This is a genomic window from Pararhizobium sp. LjRoot238, assembly GCF_964252955.1.
Classification (GTDB): Bacteria; Pseudomonadota; Alphaproteobacteria; order Rhizobiales; family Rhizobiaceae; genus Pararhizobium.
Window position 1 is genome coordinate 615,628 of record NZ_CAXUPP020000002.1, and the last position, 18,800, is coordinate 634,427.

The 18,800-nt window shown below is 57.5% G+C and carries 22 protein-coding genes and 7 pseudogenes; 11 read left to right on the forward strand and 18 right to left on the reverse strand.

Features of this window, described 5'->3' with window-relative positions:
* Window positions 1-3 precede the first annotated feature (3 nt).
* Window positions 4-2,004, forward strand: coding sequence for a hypothetical protein (locus ACSQ3F_RS24100; RefSeq protein WP_436102725.1), 2,001 nt, complete (start codon window positions 4-6; stop codon window positions 2,002-2,004).
* Window positions 2,005-2,011: 7 nt separating this feature from the next.
* On the opposite strand, the pseudogene ACSQ3F_RS24105 reads toward ACSQ3F_RS24100, so the two are convergent.
* Window positions 2,012-2,311, reverse strand: a pseudogene (locus ACSQ3F_RS24105) (ATP-binding protein); the annotation flags it as partial.
* Window positions 2,269-2,565: pseudogene (locus ACSQ3F_RS24110) on the reverse strand (helix-turn-helix domain-containing protein); the annotation flags it as partial. The pseudogenes ACSQ3F_RS24105 and ACSQ3F_RS24110, both read right to left, overlap by 43 nt.
* 204 nt (window positions 2,566-2,769) lie before the next feature.
* On the opposite strand from ACSQ3F_RS24110, the gene istA reads away from it, so the two are divergent.
* Window positions 2,770-4,281 carry an IS21 family transposase gene (istA, locus tag ACSQ3F_RS24115; RefSeq protein WP_436101599.1) on the forward strand — a complete coding sequence of 504 codons (1,512 nt, stop codon included), beginning with the start codon at window positions 2,770-2,772 and terminating at the stop codon, window positions 4,279-4,281.
* A 12-nt stretch (window positions 4,282-4,293) separates the two neighbouring features.
* Window positions 4,294-5,049, forward strand: coding sequence for an IS21-like element helper ATPase IstB (istB, locus tag ACSQ3F_RS24120; RefSeq protein WP_436101600.1), 756 nt, complete (start codon window positions 4,294-4,296; stop codon window positions 5,047-5,049).
* A 153-nt stretch (window positions 5,050-5,202) separates the two neighbouring features.
* Here the strand turns inward: istB (ACSQ3F_RS24120) and ACSQ3F_RS24125 are convergent.
* Window positions 5,203-5,360 (reverse strand): annotated as a pseudogene (locus tag ACSQ3F_RS24125) (IS30 family transposase); the annotation flags it as partial.
* A gap of 43 nt (window positions 5,361-5,403) precedes the next feature.
* Here ACSQ3F_RS24125 and ACSQ3F_RS24130 point away from each other — a divergent pair.
* Both ACSQ3F_RS24130 and ACSQ3F_RS24135 read left to right on the forward strand, forming a co-directional pair.
* Window positions 5,404-5,712: pseudogene (locus tag ACSQ3F_RS24130) on the forward strand (integrase core domain-containing protein); the annotation flags it as partial.
* A gap of 159 nt (window positions 5,713-5,871) precedes the next feature.
* Window positions 5,872-6,975, forward strand: coding sequence for a hypothetical protein (locus tag ACSQ3F_RS24135; RefSeq protein ID WP_436102726.1), 1,104 nt, complete (start codon window positions 5,872-5,874; stop codon window positions 6,973-6,975).
* Window positions 6,976-6,980: 5 nt separating this feature from the next.
* Here ACSQ3F_RS24135 and ACSQ3F_RS24140 read toward each other — a convergent pair whose 3' ends face one another.
* The 3 genes and pseudogenes from ACSQ3F_RS24140 to ACSQ3F_RS24150 form a co-directional block, all read right to left on the reverse strand.
* Window positions 6,981-7,307 (reverse strand): hypothetical protein, encoded by a 327-nt coding sequence (locus ACSQ3F_RS24140; protein ID WP_436102850.1) that lies wholly within the window; start codon window positions 7,305-7,307, stop codon window positions 6,981-6,983.
* Between the two features lie 90 nt (window positions 7,308-7,397).
* On the reverse strand, window positions 7,398-7,694 hold the full coding sequence (locus tag ACSQ3F_RS24145; protein WP_436102727.1) for a hypothetical protein: 297 nt from the start codon (window positions 7,692-7,694) through the stop codon (window positions 7,398-7,400).
* A pseudogene (locus ACSQ3F_RS24150) lies at window positions 7,694-7,927 on the reverse strand (transposase domain-containing protein); the annotation flags it as partial. The gene ACSQ3F_RS24145 and the pseudogene ACSQ3F_RS24150, both read right to left, overlap by 1 nt.
* Window positions 7,928-7,953: 26 nt before the next feature.
* On the opposite strand from ACSQ3F_RS24150, the gene ACSQ3F_RS24155 reads away from it, so the two are divergent.
* Window positions 7,954-8,247: a hypothetical protein gene (locus ACSQ3F_RS24155; RefSeq protein ID WP_436102851.1), complete on the forward strand. Its 294-nt coding sequence runs from the start codon at window positions 7,954-7,956 to the stop codon at window positions 8,245-8,247.
* 382 nt (window positions 8,248-8,629) lie between these two features.
* On the opposite strand, the gene ACSQ3F_RS24160 is transcribed toward ACSQ3F_RS24155, so the two are convergent.
* From ACSQ3F_RS24160 to ACSQ3F_RS24185, 6 genes are all read right to left on the reverse strand, one after another.
* Window positions 8,630-9,298: a methyltransferase domain-containing protein gene (locus ACSQ3F_RS24160; RefSeq protein ID WP_436102728.1), complete on the reverse strand. Its 669-nt coding sequence runs from the start codon at window positions 9,296-9,298 to the stop codon at window positions 8,630-8,632.
* A 231-nt stretch (window positions 9,299-9,529) separates the two neighbouring features.
* Window positions 9,530-9,748 (reverse strand): hypothetical protein, encoded by a 219-nt coding sequence (locus ACSQ3F_RS24165; RefSeq protein WP_436102729.1) that lies wholly within the window; start codon window positions 9,746-9,748, stop codon window positions 9,530-9,532.
* On the reverse strand, window positions 9,745-10,266 hold the full coding sequence (locus ACSQ3F_RS24170) for a hypothetical protein (protein ID WP_436102730.1): 522 nt from the start codon (window positions 10,264-10,266) through the stop codon (window positions 9,745-9,747). The genes ACSQ3F_RS24165 and ACSQ3F_RS24170 overlap by 4 nt, the downstream gene beginning before the upstream one ends.
* A gap of 1 nt (window position 10,267) precedes the next feature.
* Window positions 10,268-10,495: a hypothetical protein gene (locus tag ACSQ3F_RS24175; protein ID WP_436102731.1), complete on the reverse strand. Its 228-nt coding sequence runs from the start codon at window positions 10,493-10,495 to the stop codon at window positions 10,268-10,270.
* Complete coding sequence (locus ACSQ3F_RS24180) at window positions 10,492-10,764, reverse strand: hypothetical protein (RefSeq protein ID WP_436102732.1); 273 nt, start codon at window positions 10,762-10,764, stop codon at window positions 10,492-10,494. Before ACSQ3F_RS24180 ends, ACSQ3F_RS24175 begins: the two co-directional genes overlap by 4 nt.
* Window positions 10,761-11,051 carry a DUF5131 family protein gene (locus tag ACSQ3F_RS24185; protein WP_436102733.1) on the reverse strand — a complete coding sequence of 97 codons (291 nt, stop codon included), beginning with the start codon at window positions 11,049-11,051 and terminating at the stop codon, window positions 10,761-10,763. Before ACSQ3F_RS24185 ends, ACSQ3F_RS24180 begins: the two co-directional genes overlap by 4 nt.
* Window positions 11,052-11,224: 173 nt before the next feature.
* Between ACSQ3F_RS24185 and ACSQ3F_RS24190 the strand changes: the two genes are divergently transcribed.
* The 4 genes from ACSQ3F_RS24190 (at window position 11,225) to ACSQ3F_RS24205 (ending at window position 14,133) form a co-directional block, all read left to right on the forward strand.
* A complete protein-coding gene (locus ACSQ3F_RS24190) occupies window positions 11,225-11,593 on the forward strand; it encodes a hypothetical protein (protein WP_436102734.1) in 369 nt (122 codons plus the stop codon).
* A gap of 2 nt (window positions 11,594-11,595) precedes the next feature.
* Window positions 11,596-11,889, forward strand: a complete 294-nt coding sequence (locus ACSQ3F_RS24195; RefSeq protein ID WP_436102735.1) for a hypothetical protein — start codon at window positions 11,596-11,598, stop codon at window positions 11,887-11,889.
* Between the two features lie 79 nt (window positions 11,890-11,968).
* Complete coding sequence (locus ACSQ3F_RS24200; protein ID WP_436102736.1) at window positions 11,969-12,391, forward strand: hypothetical protein; 423 nt, start codon at window positions 11,969-11,971, stop codon at window positions 12,389-12,391.
* Window positions 12,392-12,783: 392 nt separating this feature from the next.
* On the forward strand, window positions 12,784-14,133 hold the full coding sequence (locus ACSQ3F_RS24205) for a calcium-binding protein (RefSeq protein WP_436102737.1): 1,350 nt from the start codon (window positions 12,784-12,786) through the stop codon (window positions 14,131-14,133).
* Window positions 14,134-14,422: 289 nt separating this feature from the next.
* Here the strand turns inward: ACSQ3F_RS24205 and ACSQ3F_RS24210 are convergent, their stop codons facing one another.
* From ACSQ3F_RS24210 to ACSQ3F_RS24230, 5 genes and pseudogenes are all read right to left on the reverse strand, one after another.
* A complete protein-coding gene (locus tag ACSQ3F_RS24210) occupies window positions 14,423-14,638 on the reverse strand; it encodes a hypothetical protein (RefSeq protein WP_436102738.1) in 216 nt (71 codons plus the stop codon).
* Between the two features lie 101 nt (window positions 14,639-14,739).
* The gene (locus ACSQ3F_RS24215; protein WP_436102739.1) at window positions 14,740-14,901 is read right to left on the reverse strand and encodes a hypothetical protein; all 162 of its coding nucleotides are present in this window, start codon (window positions 14,899-14,901) and stop codon (window positions 14,740-14,742) included.
* A 68-nt stretch (window positions 14,902-14,969) separates the two neighbouring features.
* Window positions 14,970-15,227, reverse strand: a pseudogene (locus ACSQ3F_RS24220) (IS630 family transposase); the annotation flags it as partial.
* Window positions 15,228-15,328: 101 nt separating this feature from the next.
* Window positions 15,329-15,664, reverse strand: coding sequence for a hypothetical protein (locus ACSQ3F_RS24225; RefSeq protein ID WP_436102740.1), 336 nt, complete (start codon window positions 15,662-15,664; stop codon window positions 15,329-15,331).
* 630 nt (window positions 15,665-16,294) lie between these two features.
* A complete protein-coding gene (locus ACSQ3F_RS24230) occupies window positions 16,295-17,512 on the reverse strand; it encodes an IS256 family transposase (RefSeq protein WP_436102741.1) in 1,218 nt (405 codons plus the stop codon).
* Window positions 17,513-17,707: 195 nt separating this feature from the next.
* On the opposite strand from ACSQ3F_RS24230, the pseudogene ACSQ3F_RS24235 reads away from it, so the two are divergent.
* Window positions 17,708-17,917, forward strand: a pseudogene (locus ACSQ3F_RS24235) (IS110 family transposase); the annotation flags it as partial.
* 106 nt (window positions 17,918-18,023) lie between these two features.
* Here ACSQ3F_RS24235 and istB (ACSQ3F_RS24240) read toward each other — a convergent pair.
* The gene (gene istB / locus ACSQ3F_RS24240; protein ID WP_436102742.1) at window positions 18,024-18,800 is read right to left on the reverse strand and encodes an IS21-like element helper ATPase IstB; all 777 of its coding nucleotides are present in this window, start codon (window positions 18,798-18,800) and stop codon (window positions 18,024-18,026) included.

Here is an 18,800-nt window from a genome sequence, read left to right on the forward strand (position 1 = left end):
CACATGAAATTCAGTTTCCAAGGACGAAAGCGCAGCAAAAGCCTGCAGACGCAGAAGCTTATAGCTTCAGCCGACCAGAACAGGGATTTACGTCGCTGGGAGCAGGCTAGAGATCTGTATGCGCAGGCCCTGCATACCGATAAGTCGCTGGACCATATTTGGGTGCAGTATGGCCACGCCCTCAAGGAGAGCGGTGACCGGCTCGCGGCACTTGCTGCATACAAGACAGCATTCGATCTAGAGCCAGCGAATGCCGATACGGCTCTGCAAATTGCACATTGTGTGAAGCTGCTGGGCGACATAGACCAGGCAACGCACTGGTATTTACGTGCTCTCGAACTGGATCCCCGGGAATATCATGCTGAGAAGGAGTTGAGGTTTCTCGGCGTACCGGTAGAGTTGCATCTTCCGGATATCGAGAAGCGGCGAGCGCCGGTGAAATCATATTCCGTCTTAGGCCGTCCAGTGTTTCTTTGCGTGACAAGCTTAGACCTGATCTCCGACCCGATTGGCAGGTTCAAAGAAACGCTCTATCGGGACGAGTGTCTGCCTTCTATTCAGAGCGGCGGTTCCTTCGGGATTTGTCAGCTCTCCTCCCGAGGGGAGTTTGAGATTCTCGACGGGCTGAGCAGCAACGAGGACGCTCATCACTACGTCGCGCGACAATGTGTTCCTGATAAATCAGCAGTTATCATCGGCATCGATGCATGGCTGGATGTGATGGGTGTCGGCGCGGCGATTTTGGAAGAGATGCATGAGCGTGACTTGCTTCCCATTCTCTTCATCGACAAAAACATGGATAAGACGAGCGCTGTGTCGTTTCTAAACGATAAGTCGGCGTTGTATCTCAGTGCTCGACTGCTGAGCACGCTGACATTGGCCATCGACGGGCGGACCGTGTCCACTCTTGATAGCGTTGCATCAATTACGCAACATCCCCTCTCGCAGGTCTTCCAGGTCGAGCGAGACGTGACGGACGTTGCGGAAATGACTGTAAGTGGAAATGCCGTAGTAATTGTTGCCCGGGATTTAGATTCTGGAAAACTGAAAAATATACTTTCCGCAGTGGAAGAAGCTGGAAGTGCTGATCGATATCAGGTTCTCTACGAGCATAAAACCTCAAGCAACATTCCGTCGACGATTTTGACGGCCGGTAACTCATTTCACATATACTCGCGAGAGGGAATTGCTGCATTAAAGAGCGCGCGGCTTGCGATCATTGTTGACGATTGCGCGGATGGTGCACGTTGGATTACGATCGCGCGTCGCATGGGTTGCCCCGTTATTTCAGGGCTATTGGAATCGAACTTCCGGATCTGGGGTCGAGCGATCGTTGATTACGTTGATTTTTCCAATATCAAAAGCCTATCTCGCCTGACGCGTGCCGTTCAAGAAAATGGCGCGCGGCATCGTGAGACGGCTGGCGCAGAAGACACAGAGCGGAAGCGCCCTCACTGGATGTTGCAGAAGCTAAAATCTTACGCTTGGACGGGTAGATCCGGCTCCGCTACACTTCAGTTTGGTGAGTTCTACGCGTTCCGGAACAGCGGCTTTGCGGCTGATCATCAAAATGTGCAGTCCGCAGAGCGATTTCAATGTGGTTCAAACTGGATAGCCTCAAGGCAGGGATGTGAAGACGGCGCGTTCAGAGAAGTAAAGCTGTCGGCCCACGTCGACCTTGAACGGGGCCAATCACTTCAGATGAGGCTTTTGATTGTAAACGAACATGAAACCGCGAATGCAGAGTTACGCTGGACGTCGCCAAGAGGCGCGGTCTCGAAAACCCTGCATCCCCGCCAGCGCGTTTGGCTGGACATGCAAGCTGTGCCAAAGGGTCAAAGCGGCGATTATACTTTTTCTGTGGGATGGAGCGGACAAAGGGGCGCTTGCACACCTTTAGGCTTCGTCGCGTTTCCTTCCGACCAGGAAGCCTCCTGGTCCGGCTTTCTCGATGTCGTGAGCCAGGGAAAACGCCAAGGCCTCTTAGAGCGTCTAACCAGTTGAGTGCTGCTGGACTGGCGGTGAGAAACTGGGTGGCACCTTTGGCGATCCAACTATCGCCGGCTGCAATCGCCATGACCTGGGCCTTGGAGACCATGGGCACGGCGTCGAAGGCGAATCTGTCGAGTGTCTTTCCAGGCGGCAGATGCGCCTCGGCGAGGTGGCGTTCGATCCTGCGATGCGATCGCTCGGCCAACTCATGTTCGGCGATGGCCGACAGGAAGCGGGCGGCGGGCCATCCCTCCCGATCGGCCTGCTCGGCAAACTGCGGCCAGGCCTTGGGCGCATGGAGGCGCGATCGGCATGCCATTGCGCTGTACTGGCCCGATAGTCCAAATTCCCACCTCGCGTGGATGCGTTGCGTCGCAGCTCGCGAGAGATCGTGCTCGGCGACCTCCCGAGTTTGCGTGCAATGGCCCGGGCTCCGTTGCCTTTGGCGAGTTCGATTGCAATGTCCTCGCGCTCTGAAAATGTTAGATAACGCCCGCTCGGTGGCTTTGCCGATGGGGCCAAATGTGTTGGTGGCATTCCTCCTGAACTCCGAAACCATCGCGCTCCGACAGGCGCCTAAACTGCGGATTCCGACGTGAAGCCGGCCGGCAATCCGATCAAAGACCGGCCACCATTCCGATTTGAAGCCGGCCACCGTTCCAATCAAAGACCGGCCAGTTTTCGGCACTGAAGATTACCTCCTGGGTCAGCAACTTTTGGCATCGATACCTCGTGATGAACGAGGACATTTTGATGCCGGCAAAGAGAAGGCTGACCATGAGACAGTTACGACAAATGCTGCGACTTGCCGGAAGCGGGACCAGCTCCCGCGAGATTGCAGTCGTATTGGGAATAGCGCGCAGTACGGTGCAGGATAATCTGCAGCGCGCAGCAGCAATTGGATTGAGCTGGCCCTTGCCGGGCGAACTCACTGACGATGCGCTCGAGAACAAGCTCTTCGCTCGCAACGGCATCAAACAGGGCACGAGACGACGCGTCGAACCCAACTGGGCCGATCTTGCCGTCGAGCTCAAGAAGCCCGGCGTGACGCTGCTCATCCTGTGGGAGGAGTATCGTGGGTCGCATCCCGAGGGTTACGGCTATTCCCGCTTTTGTGAGCTCTTTAGAGGCTTCGCGCAGCGACTTTCGCCGACGATGCGCCAGGAGCATGCAGCCGGCGACAAGGTCTTCGTCGACTATTCCGGCAAGAAGATCCCGATCGTTGATCGCAAGACCGGTGAGATCCGCGAGGCAGAGATCTTCGTAGCGGTGCTTGGCGCATCCAGCTTCACCTATGCGGAGGCGACCTGGACGCAAACGCTCCCCGACTGGATCGGCTCGCATGTCCGGATGTTTCGTTTCTTCGACGGCGTTCCGCGACTGATCGTCCCCGACAATCTGAAGTCGGGCGTCAACCATGCCAGCTTCTACGATCCCGAGATCAACCGCAGTTACGGCATGATGGCCTCCCACTATGGCGTCGGTGTTCTTCCGGCACGGCCAAAAAAGCCGCGGGATAAATCGAAAGTTGAGAACGGAGTCCGTTTTGCCCAATCCTGCATTTTGGGGCGACTGCGCAAGCAGACGTTCTTCTCGCTTGCCGAGGCCAATGCCGCCATCGGCCAGGCACTCGATCGCATCAATGATCACCTCATGCGTCGATTGGGTGTTACCCGGCGGCAACTGTTTGAGAGTGTCGAACGTGCCGCGCTCGCCAGCCTTCCGGGTGAAGATTACGAATTCGCCGAATGGCGTTTGGCCCGCGTCTCGACGGATTACCACGTTGAGTTCAAGACCTTCTTCTATTCCGTGCCGCATGCCCTCATTCGCCAGCAGGTCGATCTGAGGGCAACGGCACGCACCATCGAGATCTTCCACCGCGGCAAGCGTGTCGCCGTCCATCAGCGCCGGTATGGCGGTCCGCGTCATGGAACCGACCCAGATCATATGCCCAGTTCCCACCGGCGATATGCAGAGTGGACACCGGATCGTTTCCGTCGCTGGGCTGCATCCATCGGGCCACAGACAGAAGGTCTGGTGATCGCAATCCTTGCCAGTCGCCCACATCCCGAACAGGGCTTTCGAACATGCCTGGGTGTGCTTCGCCTGTTTCGCGATATCGATCGCAATCGTGCCGAGGCCGTATCTGCCCGCGCTGTCGAGATCGGTGGGCTGAACTGCAAGAGCATTGCCTCGCTGCTGGCCAACCACAAGGCTGCGCGCCATTCCACCGAACCGACCGCCATCGTCGATCACGCCAATCTGCGTGGTCCTGATTACTTTCATTGAGGAGACAAACCAATGCTGATCAATCCCACCATCGACATGCTGCGCGACCTCGGTCTTTACGGCATGGCCACAGCCTTCCAGGAGCTCGACGCACAATCCGAAGCGCGCGGTCTCGAGCATGGAGAATGGCTTGCCATACTGCTCGAACGAGAGGCCACCATGCGCCGCCAGAAGCGTTTCGAAGCCCGAGCCAGGGCTGCGAAGCTTCGCCATGATGCGCAGATCGAGAATGCCGACTTTCGTGCGGCCCGCGGCCTCGATCGCAATCTGTTCATGGCGCTTGCTGGCTGCGACTGGATCCGCAAGCATCATAGTCTCCTCGTCACCGGGCCAGCCGGTGTCGGCAAAAGTTGGCTTGCCTGCGCACTCGGCCACAAAGCCTGCCGCGAGGATTTCTCTGTCGCATACCACCGGGTTCCCCGGCTGTTCGCCACGCTCGCGCTTGCAAGGGGTGACGGGCGATACGGCAGGATCCTCAAATCGCTGGCCAAGACTGATCTGCTTATCCTCGACGACTGGGGACCGGAAAAACTCAACGATGATCAGCGCCGCGATCTCCTCGAGATCATCGAAGACCGCTACGAGCGTCGCTCGACGATCGTCACCAGTCAGGTGCCCCTGGATCGCTGGTGGGAAATTATCGCAAACCCAACGCTCGCCGATGCCATACTGGATCGCCTCGTTCACAGTGCCTATCGCATCGATCTCACCGGTGAAAGCATGCGAAAACAGCGCTCGCCGATAGCGCCTGAAATACCGCACGCTTGACCTGAAACAAAACCCGATCCAAAAATCAACCAGACCCAGGATCAGTCCGAGAAATGGCCGCCTTCAAATCGGAATGGTGGCCGGAATGAAATCGGAATGACTGGCCGGCTTCAAATCGGAATCGGTGGCCGGCTTCATCGGAATACGCACCTAAACGCCGGCGTCTACCGCCGCGTCCTCACTCGTCTGACCAGACGCAACAGTTTGCCAGAAGCGGCAGAGATTCTCACGCTGCCAGACTGGCGGCCGGCCGGGCGAACGTAGTTTGCTTCGTGTGTAGAGCGATCCGAACGACGCTTGTGGGGCTTCATCGTAACATCCTTGTTCAAGGTGTTGCGACGACCGGTTGAATCTGCCCAATACGTCTGTATCCGCTATACCGAGCGTCTCACCGAGGCCGGAATAGAGCCGTCCGTAGGCAGTGTCGGCGACAGTTATGACAATGCTCTCGCCGAAACGATCAACGGCCTTTACAAGGCTGAGGTCATTCACCGACGCGGACCGTGGCGCAACTTCGAAGCCGTTGAATTCGCCACGCTCGAATGGGTCGACTGGTTCAACCACTCTCTTCTGGAGCCCATCGGAAACATACCGCCTGCCGAAGCCGAGGAACGCTACTACACCATGCTGGACGAGCCAGCCATGGCTATGCCCAGACCATAGGCCGTTTTAGTGCAGCCAGCTTATTCAATTTCGTAACTTCGAAGACGGTTCGAGGTCCCCTTGAACCGGGTTCAAAGTCGGAATGAAGGTGCCTTCTATGCAGCTCCTGGCGGTGTCATATTGGATGTTCAAACGGTCTAAGCCGCTTGAGTCGTTGACTTGCGCAACCCCAGCGCTAAAATTGCGAGGGCATTTCAGGGGCATATAGTGGTAATCGCGCATCATTTTTACTCGTCACCGGACGTGGTCGTTCGGTCCGAGCTATTTCCGGGCAACACGGCTTTTGTGACATTTCAATCTGCCAGTCACACCCCGGGATTTCACAGACAGGGGTTCGGAGACAGCTTCTTCTCCAAGAGAGGCATCCCGGCCATTCACTTCGTTCCGTCGGATAACCTCTGGTACCAGAGCGAGGACGTCGTCGAAGCCGTCATGCTGGCCCGCGAAGCATTGAGGCCCTATTCGCGAGTGATAACCTATGGCGCGAGCATGGGCGGCTACGCGGCTCTTAATTTTGCGCGGCTACTGGACGCCACTGAGAGCATCGCTATCTCGCCCCAGTTCTCGATCAATCCGAAATACGTGCCGTTCGAGACACGCTATACGGCGGCGCAGAACAGCATTCGAGCTTACGTGTTCGACAAGGTGGCGGCCCTCAAAACCAGCGATGTTCGGTCCTATGTCCTTTTCGATCCCCGCAACCGTCTGGACAATGAACATGCCCAGTTGATCAATAACGTCGGCGGCAATCTGGTGGGGCTTGGCTATTCCAGTCACCCGATTACGAGCGTCCTGCCAACGGAAAGCCTCAAGCAGTTCCTACTCAACGGCGTCAACGACAGTATTGACAAAGCGGTTCCCGATCTGGTCGGGTCCTATCGGGTTTCCCGCAAGCAGAGCAGTGCCTATTGGCTCTTCCTTGCCAAGCAGAACCCGAACGCAAGCCTTTCCAAACGCATCCGGCTGGTGCAGACAGCACTATCGTTCGATCAACAAAACGCGGACGCTCACCTTCTGCTCGCCAACCTTGTGATTAGGGAAAATCCCCATCTCTCCTTGATCCATTGCCAACGAAGCATCGAAGGCAAATCGGATTTCTGGCCTGGGTATCTGACACTTGCCAAGTGCCATTTGGCGCTCAAGCAGTTCGACAAGGCTGAGATCGCGACCGAGGAGCTTGAGCGGATCGCACCGAACCGCGTGGAGACGGCCCGGATGCGCGCGATGATCGAAACCGCGAAGAAACGCGGGACCAAAGTCTAAAAGCCTTAGAGCGGCGCGATCAGCAGCCCGCGTGCCGTCAAGGCGATCTGCAGCGTCGCGATATTCACATCGGCCGGGAGCGTTCCGGCAAGCAGGTACTGGTTGGCGATGCCACAAGCCTCGGCAGCGAGGCAGAGATTGATGATGATCCGAATCGACGACCAGGCGACGTGGCTGCAGCTTGGCGTGTGCAGCAGGTTCGGCCGCGCCGAGTTGAAGGTAACCGCCCGGCTGTTACCGCGGGGATTTTGCCTTGATGCGCGCGATGAGATCTGGGTCTGAGACGAAGTCGTCGAGGAACTCGTGCCATTCTTTGGTCGAGCGGCGGGCATCTTCGAGCATCTGCCTCAGCTCTTCAATGCCGTCGTCGGTCAGAGCGGTGATCGCCTCGTCCGTGCCGTTGTAGAGTAACCGCCCGATTGTTACCGCGGAGATTTCGCTTTGAAGCGGGCGATGAGCTCTTCGTCGTCGACAAAGGCTTTGAGGAAGTCGTTCCATTCGTCGGTCGAGCGGCGAGCGTGAGCAAGCATCTGGCTCAGCTCGTCAATGCCATCGTCAGTGAGAGCAGTAATTGCCTCGTCTGATCCGGCATAGACGCTGATGATACTTCCATAGGTCAGATTATCGGAATTTCTGACGATCGCCCGAAGGAGCTCAGGGTCCTCGTCGAGTATTTCCGCGACATAGTCGATGGTGAGGACGTGGGTGATCGTCGCCATCAGGCGGCCTCGGCACAGATTGCAGTAACCGGCACCCAATTCCAAGGGAGCAGCTCATCGAGGCGATTGATCTTGTGATCGTGGATGCGGTCGAGCACGTCGGCCAGATAGGCTTGCGGGTCGACGCCATTCATCTTGGCCGTCTCGATAATCGTCATGGCACGTGCCAGAGTCTCGGCCCCTGTGTCGGCGCCGGCGAATAACCAGTTTTTCCGCCCAATCCCCATCTCCCGTTCATTCTGCCCATGTCGGCGATGAAGTGGAAGTTCATTATCGTTGGCATCCCTATTTCGGCCAACAGGTTTGTGTTCGCCGCGTCGATCAGCGAGCGACAGGTCAGTTTCTGCAGGTTTTGGGGCCGACAGGTGTCGTTGTTTCGATTGCCGGATGGATGATCGATCCTGTGACGTGTGCCGGCATGACGATGGGTCCGGCACGGGTTGATCTTGCGGCGCTGATCGAACTGAACAGGCTGGTCACAGGCGGTGACAAGCCTGCACTCTTCCGAGGTGGACTTAGAATCGCTCAGGAGGAAGATGATGAGACCTCGTAATACGCTGGTGCCGGCGTCGGCCGACAGCTCGACCTGATATTCAAAACGCGCAAGCTCGACGGACTGAGCGACAAGGAGCGCAAGAAGGCGATATCAACGCTGGCCTGTCTGCTGATGCAGGCTGCCGGTCTGGTCGTCGAGGAGTTCGACGATGACCAGCACTGACTTGATTCCGGCAGCGCTACTCGCGCGCAAGGCCGTCGTCTATGTGCGGCAATCCACTCAGTCGCAGGTCATGACCAATCTGAAATCGCCTCTCCACTTTTCCGAAGCAAGTCCATGTCGCCGCGCACCGTGGGGATACACTGAACTGATGGAGTCGTCTAAATGAACGTGAGAGCGAGCCGTGGCGTCCCAACGAATTGAGAGCCGAACTGAACCCTTATGGGGTGGAGCCGGCAATAGGGAAGAACTGGCTACCCCAATAGCTTTTTAGCTCGAATATGGCGGATTTTATCAAAGACCGCCTTTCAGCTTTACGTTCGAGTAGCCAGATCATTTGTATCTGGTCCACCAACTGACGTTGCAGGATGTTCCAGCCGGTAGCATGGAAGAGTGCCTCCACCTGCTGGCTCGACATTCCGTTGACCCACGCGTGGGCGCGCCTCTCTACCACAGGCTTCGGCGCATCCGTTATACAGTAGGAAATAACAGCCCTGTCGTGGCGCCAGCTGAGAGTGTTCAGCAGCGCCTCCGGGGCAAATAGATATTCCAGAAGACCAAGGCAGGTTACAGCCTCCGCCTTAATTCGGGGAGGGCTCGCGTTATTGAAATCGCAAACGATCGTACGACTATCGCGCGACACAACGTCAACAGGGTAATAGGTTGTGGCGCTCGGCAAAAGCTCTTCAAGTGCCATCACGCCGCAACCAAGATCAAGGACGGATCGCGGTGTTCCGAGCAGCCGAGCCGCAATGCGAGCCCGAGGCTTCCAAGGCTCTGCTTCGGTTTGCTCCAATGTGCTCCACCTCTCCGTAACAGTCCGACGCTCCGTGATTGCGCGCTCTGTCAGAGCAATGCGCTCCTTCTCTGAAAGATTGTAAAAGGCCATCAGCGTTCTCGTTTGGTGGGAGCCTCATTTATCACCGACGCTATAATGTTTCCATCCCAGCCGAAGCAAATAAGGCGGGTGCCCAAGCCGAGACGGAAGCCGTTGCGGGATATTCCTGATTAACGGTCATGATACGGCGCCTGGCCGCCACAAAAAAGAAAAGTCCTCCCGCGTTCGCAGAAAGGACTCTTCCAGCCTGGAGCGTTCGAATTCCACAGGCGGCGCAACTAATCATGGCACCAGGCTCAGGTCAACAACAATGCCCATCATTTGATCTTGGGGTGCGGGGTCTTCGTGCTTTTTGATGGCGGCATAGATCTGCTCGATGACCGATGCATCTTCGATGGCGCCATCGAACACTTCGTCGACGATCTTGCCAAGCAGCTCGCGGCTGATCTGGTGGCTGGTGCCGGTCATCGCGACCGTGTCATGGTGTTCGATCTCGGTCATCGGTTCTTTCTCCATTTTTCAAAATCGGCGACGAGCTGGCGCCAACGGGATGCAGCGGCGTCGTCGGTGTCGAGTTCGGCGCGGAAAGTGATACGCAGCATGGTGCGGATACGGCTGATGACGCGTTCCTTGTCGGAAACGGCGACCCCGTGACATGTGAAGAGGAAGTCGATAAAATCTTTCTCGTTGCATTTCATGCCGCATTCGGCGGCGTATTTCTTCGGCTTCGGTCGATTGCGCTCTTGCTGTTCGACCACCCGCCGATAGCGTTCGGCGAGGTTGGTGTATCGGTCCAGCAGCCAGAGCAGATCCTCCGGCGCCGCGATCGCGAACTCACGGTTAAAGACGCTGGCATCGTCGAGGATGATCGAAACGTTTTCGGTTCCCTCGTCGCCGGCGGCCGTCAAGGTCAATCCGCGTTCGCCGGCCATGATGCCCCAGTCGCTCGCGGCAAGCGCGGCGCGGCTGCGGATCGCGTCCATGCGTTTCTGGTTGGCGCTGACGGCGGGCTCGGTCATGTCACCGGTCCTGCTCGACCAGGTCGACCAATGCCTCGCCAAGCGCCTCGGCAACTGCCTTCGCTTCGCAGACGTTCTCAGAGCCCTCTGAAATGCAGCCGGCAAGCACAGCCATAATGGTCGACAGGGCGTCCTCGTATTCGAAACCTTCCAAGAGCGCCATGATCGCGTGAGCAATCTGGGTCTGCATGCCGGTCAGATCTCCGGTATCGACGGTTACATCGGTCATTGCACCTGACCCTTTCCCTTTCGCCGCTCGCCGGGAAAGATGATCTCGCCGTTCATGGCGCGATAAGTCAGCGATCCATTTTCGAAATTAATGGTGCGGTCGTGTAGCAGCTCGGTGCCCTCGACTAAAAAGCGCTCGATGTTTTCTGGGTTGGTGACCAGCGAGGACAGTATGTGGCCGGCGATCTCGATGCCGGGTTCACCGGAATGGAACCCGACCGTATTGGCCACGTCAGCGATTTTCCGCAGGATGAGCTCGGCGTCGGTCATGCGCGAACCTCCGGAAAGCCGTTGTGCTCGATGCCATCAAGCAGACGGCCTGCCTCGGCTTTCGGGACGCGCAACATGTAGGGGCCGTTGGCATCCGAGCAGGGGCGACGGTTGCCCCGCTGCTTAAAAAGGAACGGGACGCCGGCGGCGGCGCATTGGTCGCGTAGGGAGGTCGCCCACTCTGGCTGCATTGGACGCACGCCAGCGCCGCTTTCGCCGCCGACGACAACCCAGTCGAGTTCTGGTTGCTTCCAGGACTGGAGATTATTCCAAAGCTGGTTCGGCATGTACTCGGGGATGTATAGGGCGCACGAAAGTGCAGAAAGCCTCGTCGTGCCTCAAGCAGCGGCCAAACGGTACATCGATGCCGGGATGAAGTCTCCCTTCGAACGCGGGCTTCCGAGTGATGCCGCAGGCGCAACCGATCCCGACGCGCAAAAGTCGAAAGAAAGCGCCTGACATGACCAACAACGTGAAGATCGGCGGGATCACCGTCGATGCAGATGATCCCTGCGCTCGTTATGCCGCGCTCGCAGCTGCCAAAGCCAGCCAGAGCAACGAGGCAATCACCAACCAAAACGGGACGACTGACCGGGTCGGAACGCCGGTTTCGCCCAGTGCGAATGTGGCCTTTGCCGATACCGGCGTCGATTATTCCGCGCTCATGCGGGCGCCACGCCAAAGCGTGACGATCGTCGAGGAATTCACCGGCGTGACGCACCACTACGTCAACGCCTTCTTCACCGGCAATTCCGAAAACAACCGGCTGAATGGTGAAGTCAGCGGCCTGACGCTGGTGGGCGAAGCCTATCGCAGGACGGCGGGCTGACCATGAGCCGGAAGGTTGTCAAACTCTCCCGGCGCTACGAGCCGCCGGGTGTCGTTCCGTTCGATACGGTCGAGCTGCGCGAGCCGGCCTATGCCGACCGCCACATGTCAGGTCTTGGTATGCCGCAGGAGTGGCAGCCGAACGGGCAGGGCGGCGGCGTGTTGATGACCTATCCTGGCGTGGTCGATGAGTATTTGCAGCGGCTGATCGTTTCTCCGGGTTACGAGCATAAGGTTGTCATCAAGACGCCGGGTAACGCGCCTGACATCATCGTCACGGCGCCGGGGCAAAAATGATGACCGCCGAGAGCTACGCGGGTCCAGGTATCTGGATACGCATACAGCACCGGTTCGGACCGCGAATGACGGAGTGGATATGGGCAACGATCATGACGGGTTGGGGGGCTCACTGCTGTTGCCGGACCCGGTGTTTGATCAGCCGTCGTTCGCGTTTTTCCGAGCTTTGTTCGACGAAGACACCTTCGGCTGGCTGGTTTGCGTCGGTCTCTTGCGGCTGGTCGGCCTGTTTATCATTGGAGCTCGGAAGAACGTCACACCTTGGATCAGGGTGTTTTCCGCATGTATCGCTTCATGGTCTTCGGCGGCATCAATTACTGCGTTGCCTATTCCGGCGTCATCAGCACTTGGATCGCGATCTATCCCATGCTCGCGCTTATCGAGCTTCTCAATGCCTACCGTGCTGCGCATGACGCCGGAGAGAATTATGCAGTTTCAGGACATCAGTGATCTGCCGCCCCTTGCCACAATCGCCTTCGGAATCAGCCTCGGCATTTTGTAATTCGTCACCAAAGGTGGGTTTTCGAACGGCCAACGCTCCTCTCCCGCAGCCGATGCGAATAACGCCCAGGTAGCGGCGGTTATCCCACTGCGCTCAACCGCGCTACAGCCGCCATTGAGGCGATGGAGAGCATTAATGGGAGGAAGTCGTTTGGGCGCGAGCTGGAAGGTCTCTGTCGGTCTATAAACCGGCTGTGCGAGGAAGTGGATGACCTCAAGAAAGAAATCATCCGCAAGGCCTGATCGGTACTACACAGTTTATGGTTGGTGTGTCTAGCCAAATAGAACGAACGTTGAACTCAAGTTCTGAAATAGATTTTTTTGGTTACTTAACCCCGTATTGTGAATGTGATAATTTCAGAACGTAATCAATTAAAAATCAGGAGGCATATTATGACAGTTTATAACGGAACGGCAGATTCGGACAGTTTCAACGCGACTAGTGCTGGATACGGCCTAGAACTTAATACCATCTATGGTTTAGGTGGGGATGATTATCTGACGGGTGGCTATCTTCGCGATATAATTTACGGCGACGCTGGCAGTGACACGCTTATTGGCGGAGATGGTACTGATATTCTCAGTGGTGGCGCCGATAACGATTATCTACACGGCCAGGAAGGGTCCGATAATCTCTACGGCAATAATGGAGACGATTACCTTTCTGGCGGCGACGGTGCCGATACGATCGACACCGGAAACGGCACGGATACCGTTTATGCGGGAACGGGCGATGACACCGTCTACCTATTCGGCGAAGGCCTCAAGACAGCTTACGGCGGCGCGGGTGACGACAGTTTCTTCGCCTATATCGGCACGGATGCAATCTACGGCGACCAAGGTGTCGATCTGGTGAACTATTCCTACGCCAATGCCGGGGTGACGATCAACTTGCAGGGTGGAAGAGGCGCGGGCGACATTGCTGAGGGGGATACATATCGCTCGATCGAGGACATTATCGGAAGCTTTTATAATGATCGCCTCAACGGCAACGGCGCCTACAACACCATTTCCGGTGGTAATGGCAACGACGTCATCATGGGTGGAGCTGGCGGCGACGAACTCGATGGTGGCGCAGACGTTGATACGTTGTCGTACTCAACGTCAAGTGCAGCAGTAAACGTCGATTTGCAAACCGGCATAGCTAGCGGCGGCCATGCCGATGGAGACAGCTTCTTCAACTTCGAGGACATAGCGGGCAGCGCCTTCAACGATGCGCTCTATGGAGACGCCGGTGCCAATCTCATCCAGGGGCAAGGAGGCAACGACAGTCTTTACGGCCGCGATGGCGCGGATCGTTTGTACGGTCTTGCGGGAGCTGACGCACTTGACGGCGGTGCCGGCGACGACACGCTGAGCGGCGGCGATGACAATGACGCACTTTATGGTAACACCGGCCGGGATCTGCTCTACGGAGGCGCAGGAGCCGACAGGTTCGTATTCAAGAACGCCGCCGACACTGGGGTGTCAGGCGCCCTACAAGACGTTATAATGGACTTCGTTGCTGCCCAAGGCGACAAGATCGATGTTTCAGGCATCGATGCCAACACCTCAGCCTCCGGCAACCAAGCCTTTTCCTTTATTGGTACGGCCGCTTTCCATGGCATCAGCGGCGAGCTGCGGTATCAGATCAGCGGCACTTCCACTTATGTCTACGGCGACGTCAATGGCGACAAGGCAATCGACTTCGCGATAAGGGTAAATGACGACATCGCCCTGACCAGTGGAAACTTCATCCTCTGATTAGAGTTACCGGATGGGGTGCCGGAGGGTCCCCCATCCGCGTTAGCGATGAGCACTCATTGTGTTAAGGCACAATTGGGGAATACTGGGGCGGCCGCCCACCCCCGTAGTCGCTGGCCATGTGCTCCATCGACCTTCGTCCACGTCAGCGACCATTCGTCCATGCTGCCTTCGTTGTGCATGTAGGTCCCGTGCTCTGAAGCTTCCAATTCGACGGTCACCCGCGCGGAGGGCGGAAATTTCCGTCGTCACCAGCGGCTGAAACAGACGCTCAAACAGGGGTGCGAACCTAAGCACTGAACATCCCACAGACGCCTCCAGCGACGCGCGTGAACCGGTAGGTGCCCGCTGCGGTGATGACCGTCGCGGGGACATCAGGGTTCAGCTCGAAGACGTGATGATAGGCATTGGCATCGTCCTTCAGGAGAAGGAGGACTTTTGCAGAAGCATCCACCACTCCCTTCAGCGCGACGGTAACGGGAAATACCGGCCTCAACGACCACATCGGCAGAATCCGCCGCCGTGCCTGCGGTGGAAAGAATTTTAGTCGCCATCACGGCCTCCTGTTATCGGGCTGATCAGCCCCTGAAAAATCTCGACAGTTGCTCAAAGAAACCGGCGATGCTGACCGCCGCGCATCTTGCGGACGTTCAGGGATCCGCCAAACAGATCGATACCGAGTGCCTTGCGCTCGGCGGCGCTGTAAAGGCCGGCGACACGCTCGAGAACTTGCTGCGCCGCAGACGCCACGCGGCTGTGCAGTGTCATCCGCGTGATCCGGGTTGATTTGCTCCAGGCGAGATACATATCGAAAGGAATTTCGATATGCGTCTGATGCGGCCGATGACGGATCCGTCGAGAACGTTCAGGGCCGCGAAAAGTGTCGTGGTGCCGTGGCGGTTGTAATCATGGGTCATCGTGCCGGCGCGACCCTTCTTCATGGGAAGACCCGGCTGCGTCCTATCCAGCGCCTGGATCTGACTTTTCTCATCGACGGAAAGGACAATCGCATGGGCCGGCGGCGAAACGTAAAGGCCGACCACATCGTGAAGCTTCTCGGCGAAAGCCTTGTCGTTCGATAGTTTGAAGCTGCGCCAAGGCATGATCCCTTCGAGGCCGGGCGCACCACGTCTTCCGAGATACGGACGGCGCCGTTATGGACGCGTCGAATGGCGTCGCGATGCGCATGGCTTCCCTATGAGGTCGGCCGATCTAAGCCGCGGGCGTTTTTGATGATCACCTCGATCTTCGAATCCATTACAATGCGCAGATCCCGGATCATACCGGCCGCTTCGAGCAGGGCGGCGCGGACGTCTGCATCAGGTCTGCTACCGGTAGACCCGGCCAAGGCGCCTATCGCTTTCAATGAATCGGCGGCAGAGCCGCATGTGGGAAATCCAACGATATCCCGCATGTTCCGGATTGTCGCAATAGCTCGCTTCAACAGCCGACCCCTCTCCATAGGCGGCAGCTTTGCCACTTCGTTGGCGGCACGTACGAGCTCTGCGATGAAATCGGTCGTCGCGGTCATCGGCAGATGTTTCCCCCGAGAGATAGGAGGGAGTCAATCCGCCTCTGGCGGAAAAAAATGCCGGGTGACTACCCAGCCTCTCGCGAGCTTCGGTGTTAGTCGAAAACTCATTCGCCGCAGTTGCAAAATAACTGGCCGTTCCTCCCCACGAGGTCCTTCAATGACCGGTTTTGGGAAATGCGATAGCTGGTCTCGGAACGTCGGCTGACATTAAAGCAGATCGGATTTATTGATGTAAGAGGCGACCTCAAAAAGAAGTGAGTGATTCCAGCCAGTTGTGATTCCCTCGGATTTGCGAACATTCGATGGAGATCATAATGGCCTGGACTGAAACATGGGGTAATCGCGGCGCGATCGCCCCTAGCCATTTTCTAAGATGACGGCTGGCGGGGGTGGTTGCGCCGATAAGATGGAAATACGGGCTCACGATTGGAAGGGGGCCCAAACATCAAATGGAGGCAACCGTGGACCAATATATCGGGCTTGATGTTTCATTGAAAGATGGAGTGGTTGCCGCCCTCCCCAGACGGCATCGCAATGTGCCAGGATAGTGGTGTTTACGATCGTGTCCCTGGACGTGGTGTAGCTGACGGCGATTGCCGTGCTTTCCGACCTGGGTCGGAGGGGATATCAGCGTGCCACAGCGGGCAGACTGATTTGCGGATCATCGCTCATTTGCGCCATGGTCTCAAGCGTCATGTATCTGGCGCGTTGGACGGCCCATTCGTCATTCTGTTCGAGCAGCAATGCACCGACGAGACGGACGATGGCTTCGTCATTCGGAAAGATGCCAACGACCTCGGTGCGGCGCTTGATTTCGCCGTTGAGACGCTCGATTGGATTTGTCGAATGGAGCTTTGCCCGGTGCTCTTTCGGGAAGGTCATGTAGGCGAGCACATCCTCTTCGGCATTGTCCATGATGGTGGCGAGCTTCGGAACTTTCGGCCTGATCTGATCGGCGACGCTGCGCCATTGAGCGCTTGCTGCCTCTGGGGTCTCCTGGGCGAAGGCCGTTGCGATGAAGGCGGATACGACGCGCCTGCCGCTCTTTCCGGCATGTGCCAGGACGTTCCTCATGAAGTGAACTCGGCATCTTTGCCAGGTGGCACTGAGAACCTTGGTGACCGCGGCCTTGAGACCCTCATGCGCATCGGAGACGACGAGCTTCACACCACGCAGACCTCGGCGCGTGAGCCTGCGCAGGAAGTCCGTCCAGATCGGCTCAGCCTCGGACGTGCCGACCTCCATACCCAGAACCTCGCGCCGCCCGTCGCTGTTGACGCCGACGGCGATGATGACGGCAACGGAAACGATGCGTCCGCCGCGCCGAACTTTGAGGTATGTGGCATCCACCCACACGTATGGCCAGTCACCTTCAATCGGCCTGTCGAGGAATGCCTTCACCTTGACGTCGATCTCTTCGCACAGTCGCGATACCTGGCTCTTGGAGATGCCGCTCATACCCATGGCCTTGACCAGATCGTCGACAGAACGGGTCGAGATTCCCTGGATATACGCTTCCTGGATAACGGCCGTCAGAGCCTTCTCCGCCATCCGACGCGGTTCAAGAAAGCTCGGGAAGTAGCTGCCCTTGCGCAGCTTGGGAATGCGGAGTTCAACGGTTCCGGCTCGTGTCTCCCAATCCCGATCACGATAACCGTTGCGTTGAGCAAGTCGCATCGGGTTCTTCTCGCCGAAGTCAGCACCCGTGGCTCCGCCGACCTCCAGCTCCATCAGCCGTTCGGCGGCAAAGCCCCCTCGGACTTGATCCGGGGGCATCTCGCGCAATAAATCGGCGTCTGCACTCTTCTCAACAAGCGAGCGTACGTTCATCATGTCATTGGTCATCGGTGGTCTTTCCGTCAGGTTGGTCTTCGACAACCCGACCCTATCGGAAAACACTGATGGCCGCCCGCAAAGCCGATCACCCGCTACAGCGCAACGAGAAGCGCGCGGGCGTTCGGCTTTGCTACCTCCTGCCACCTACACCACCTGCCGGGACGCGATCGTGTTTACAGCCACTGAGCGGAAAGGACGGCAACCGTGACGAAAGATACAATGATCGGGGTGGATTTGGCAAAGACGGTTTTGCAGCTCCATGGGGCGTCGATGACGGGGGAGCTGAAGTTCCGGAAGAAATTGTCACGGGGAAGTTTTGCCAAATTTATGGCCGAGCAGCCTCCAGCGGTGATCGTGATGGAAGCCTGTGGCAGCGCGCATTACTGGGCCCGCGAGATGAGCAGGTATGGCCATTGCGGATTTCGGATTAACGGGACAGCGATTCCGGTAAATCCCGGACAGTCGTTTCACTAAATCCCGGACAGTCTCGCGGGATCGACTTTCGTTCGCCTGGTTGATGTCATGGGTTATTGATTTCGGCGTTTCGCGCTTCGGTCAAGAGCGGTCGTGGTTTTTGCTTCCTCATGCTGTCTCCCTCGAGCGCAATTCGATGGGCGTTATGGACGATACGATCGAGGATGGCGTCAGCGATCGTCGGTTCGCCGATCATCTCGTGCCACTGCGCGACGGGGAGTTGGGCGGTGATCAGAGTGGATTTCCGGCGGTAGCGCTCTTCGAAGATTTCCAGGAGATCCAGCCGCTGCTGATCGCTGAGCGCATGGGTTCCCCAGTCATCGAGGATGAGCAATTGAACACGCGCGAGCTTGTCGACCAATCGGGGAAACCGACCGTCGAGGCGCGCCAGCGCCAAATCCTCGAAGAGACGAGGCATGCGGACATAGAGAACGGAATAATCGAGGCGGGCCGCCTGCCGTCCTATGGCGCAGGCAAGCCAGGTTTTGCCCGTTCCCGTTTGTCCGGTCAGGATCAAGTGCTCATGGGCTTTGAGCCATTCGCCTTGGGCCAGGGAGAGAAGCTGTCGGCGGTCAAGGCCGCGATGGGCGGCGAAGTCGATATTCTCGATGCAAGCATCGGGGAAGCGCAGTTTGGCGATTGCAAGCCGGTTGGTCAGGCGCTTGTCGCCGCGCACGGCCATCTCCCGGTCGAGCATCAGACCCAGCCATTCATCGCGGTTGAGATCGCTGCTCTCGGGCTGATTGACCAGTTCGCGATATGCTGCCGCCATGCCGGATAGGCCGAGTGCGTGCATCTGGTCGAGGGTTGGATGTGTGAGCAT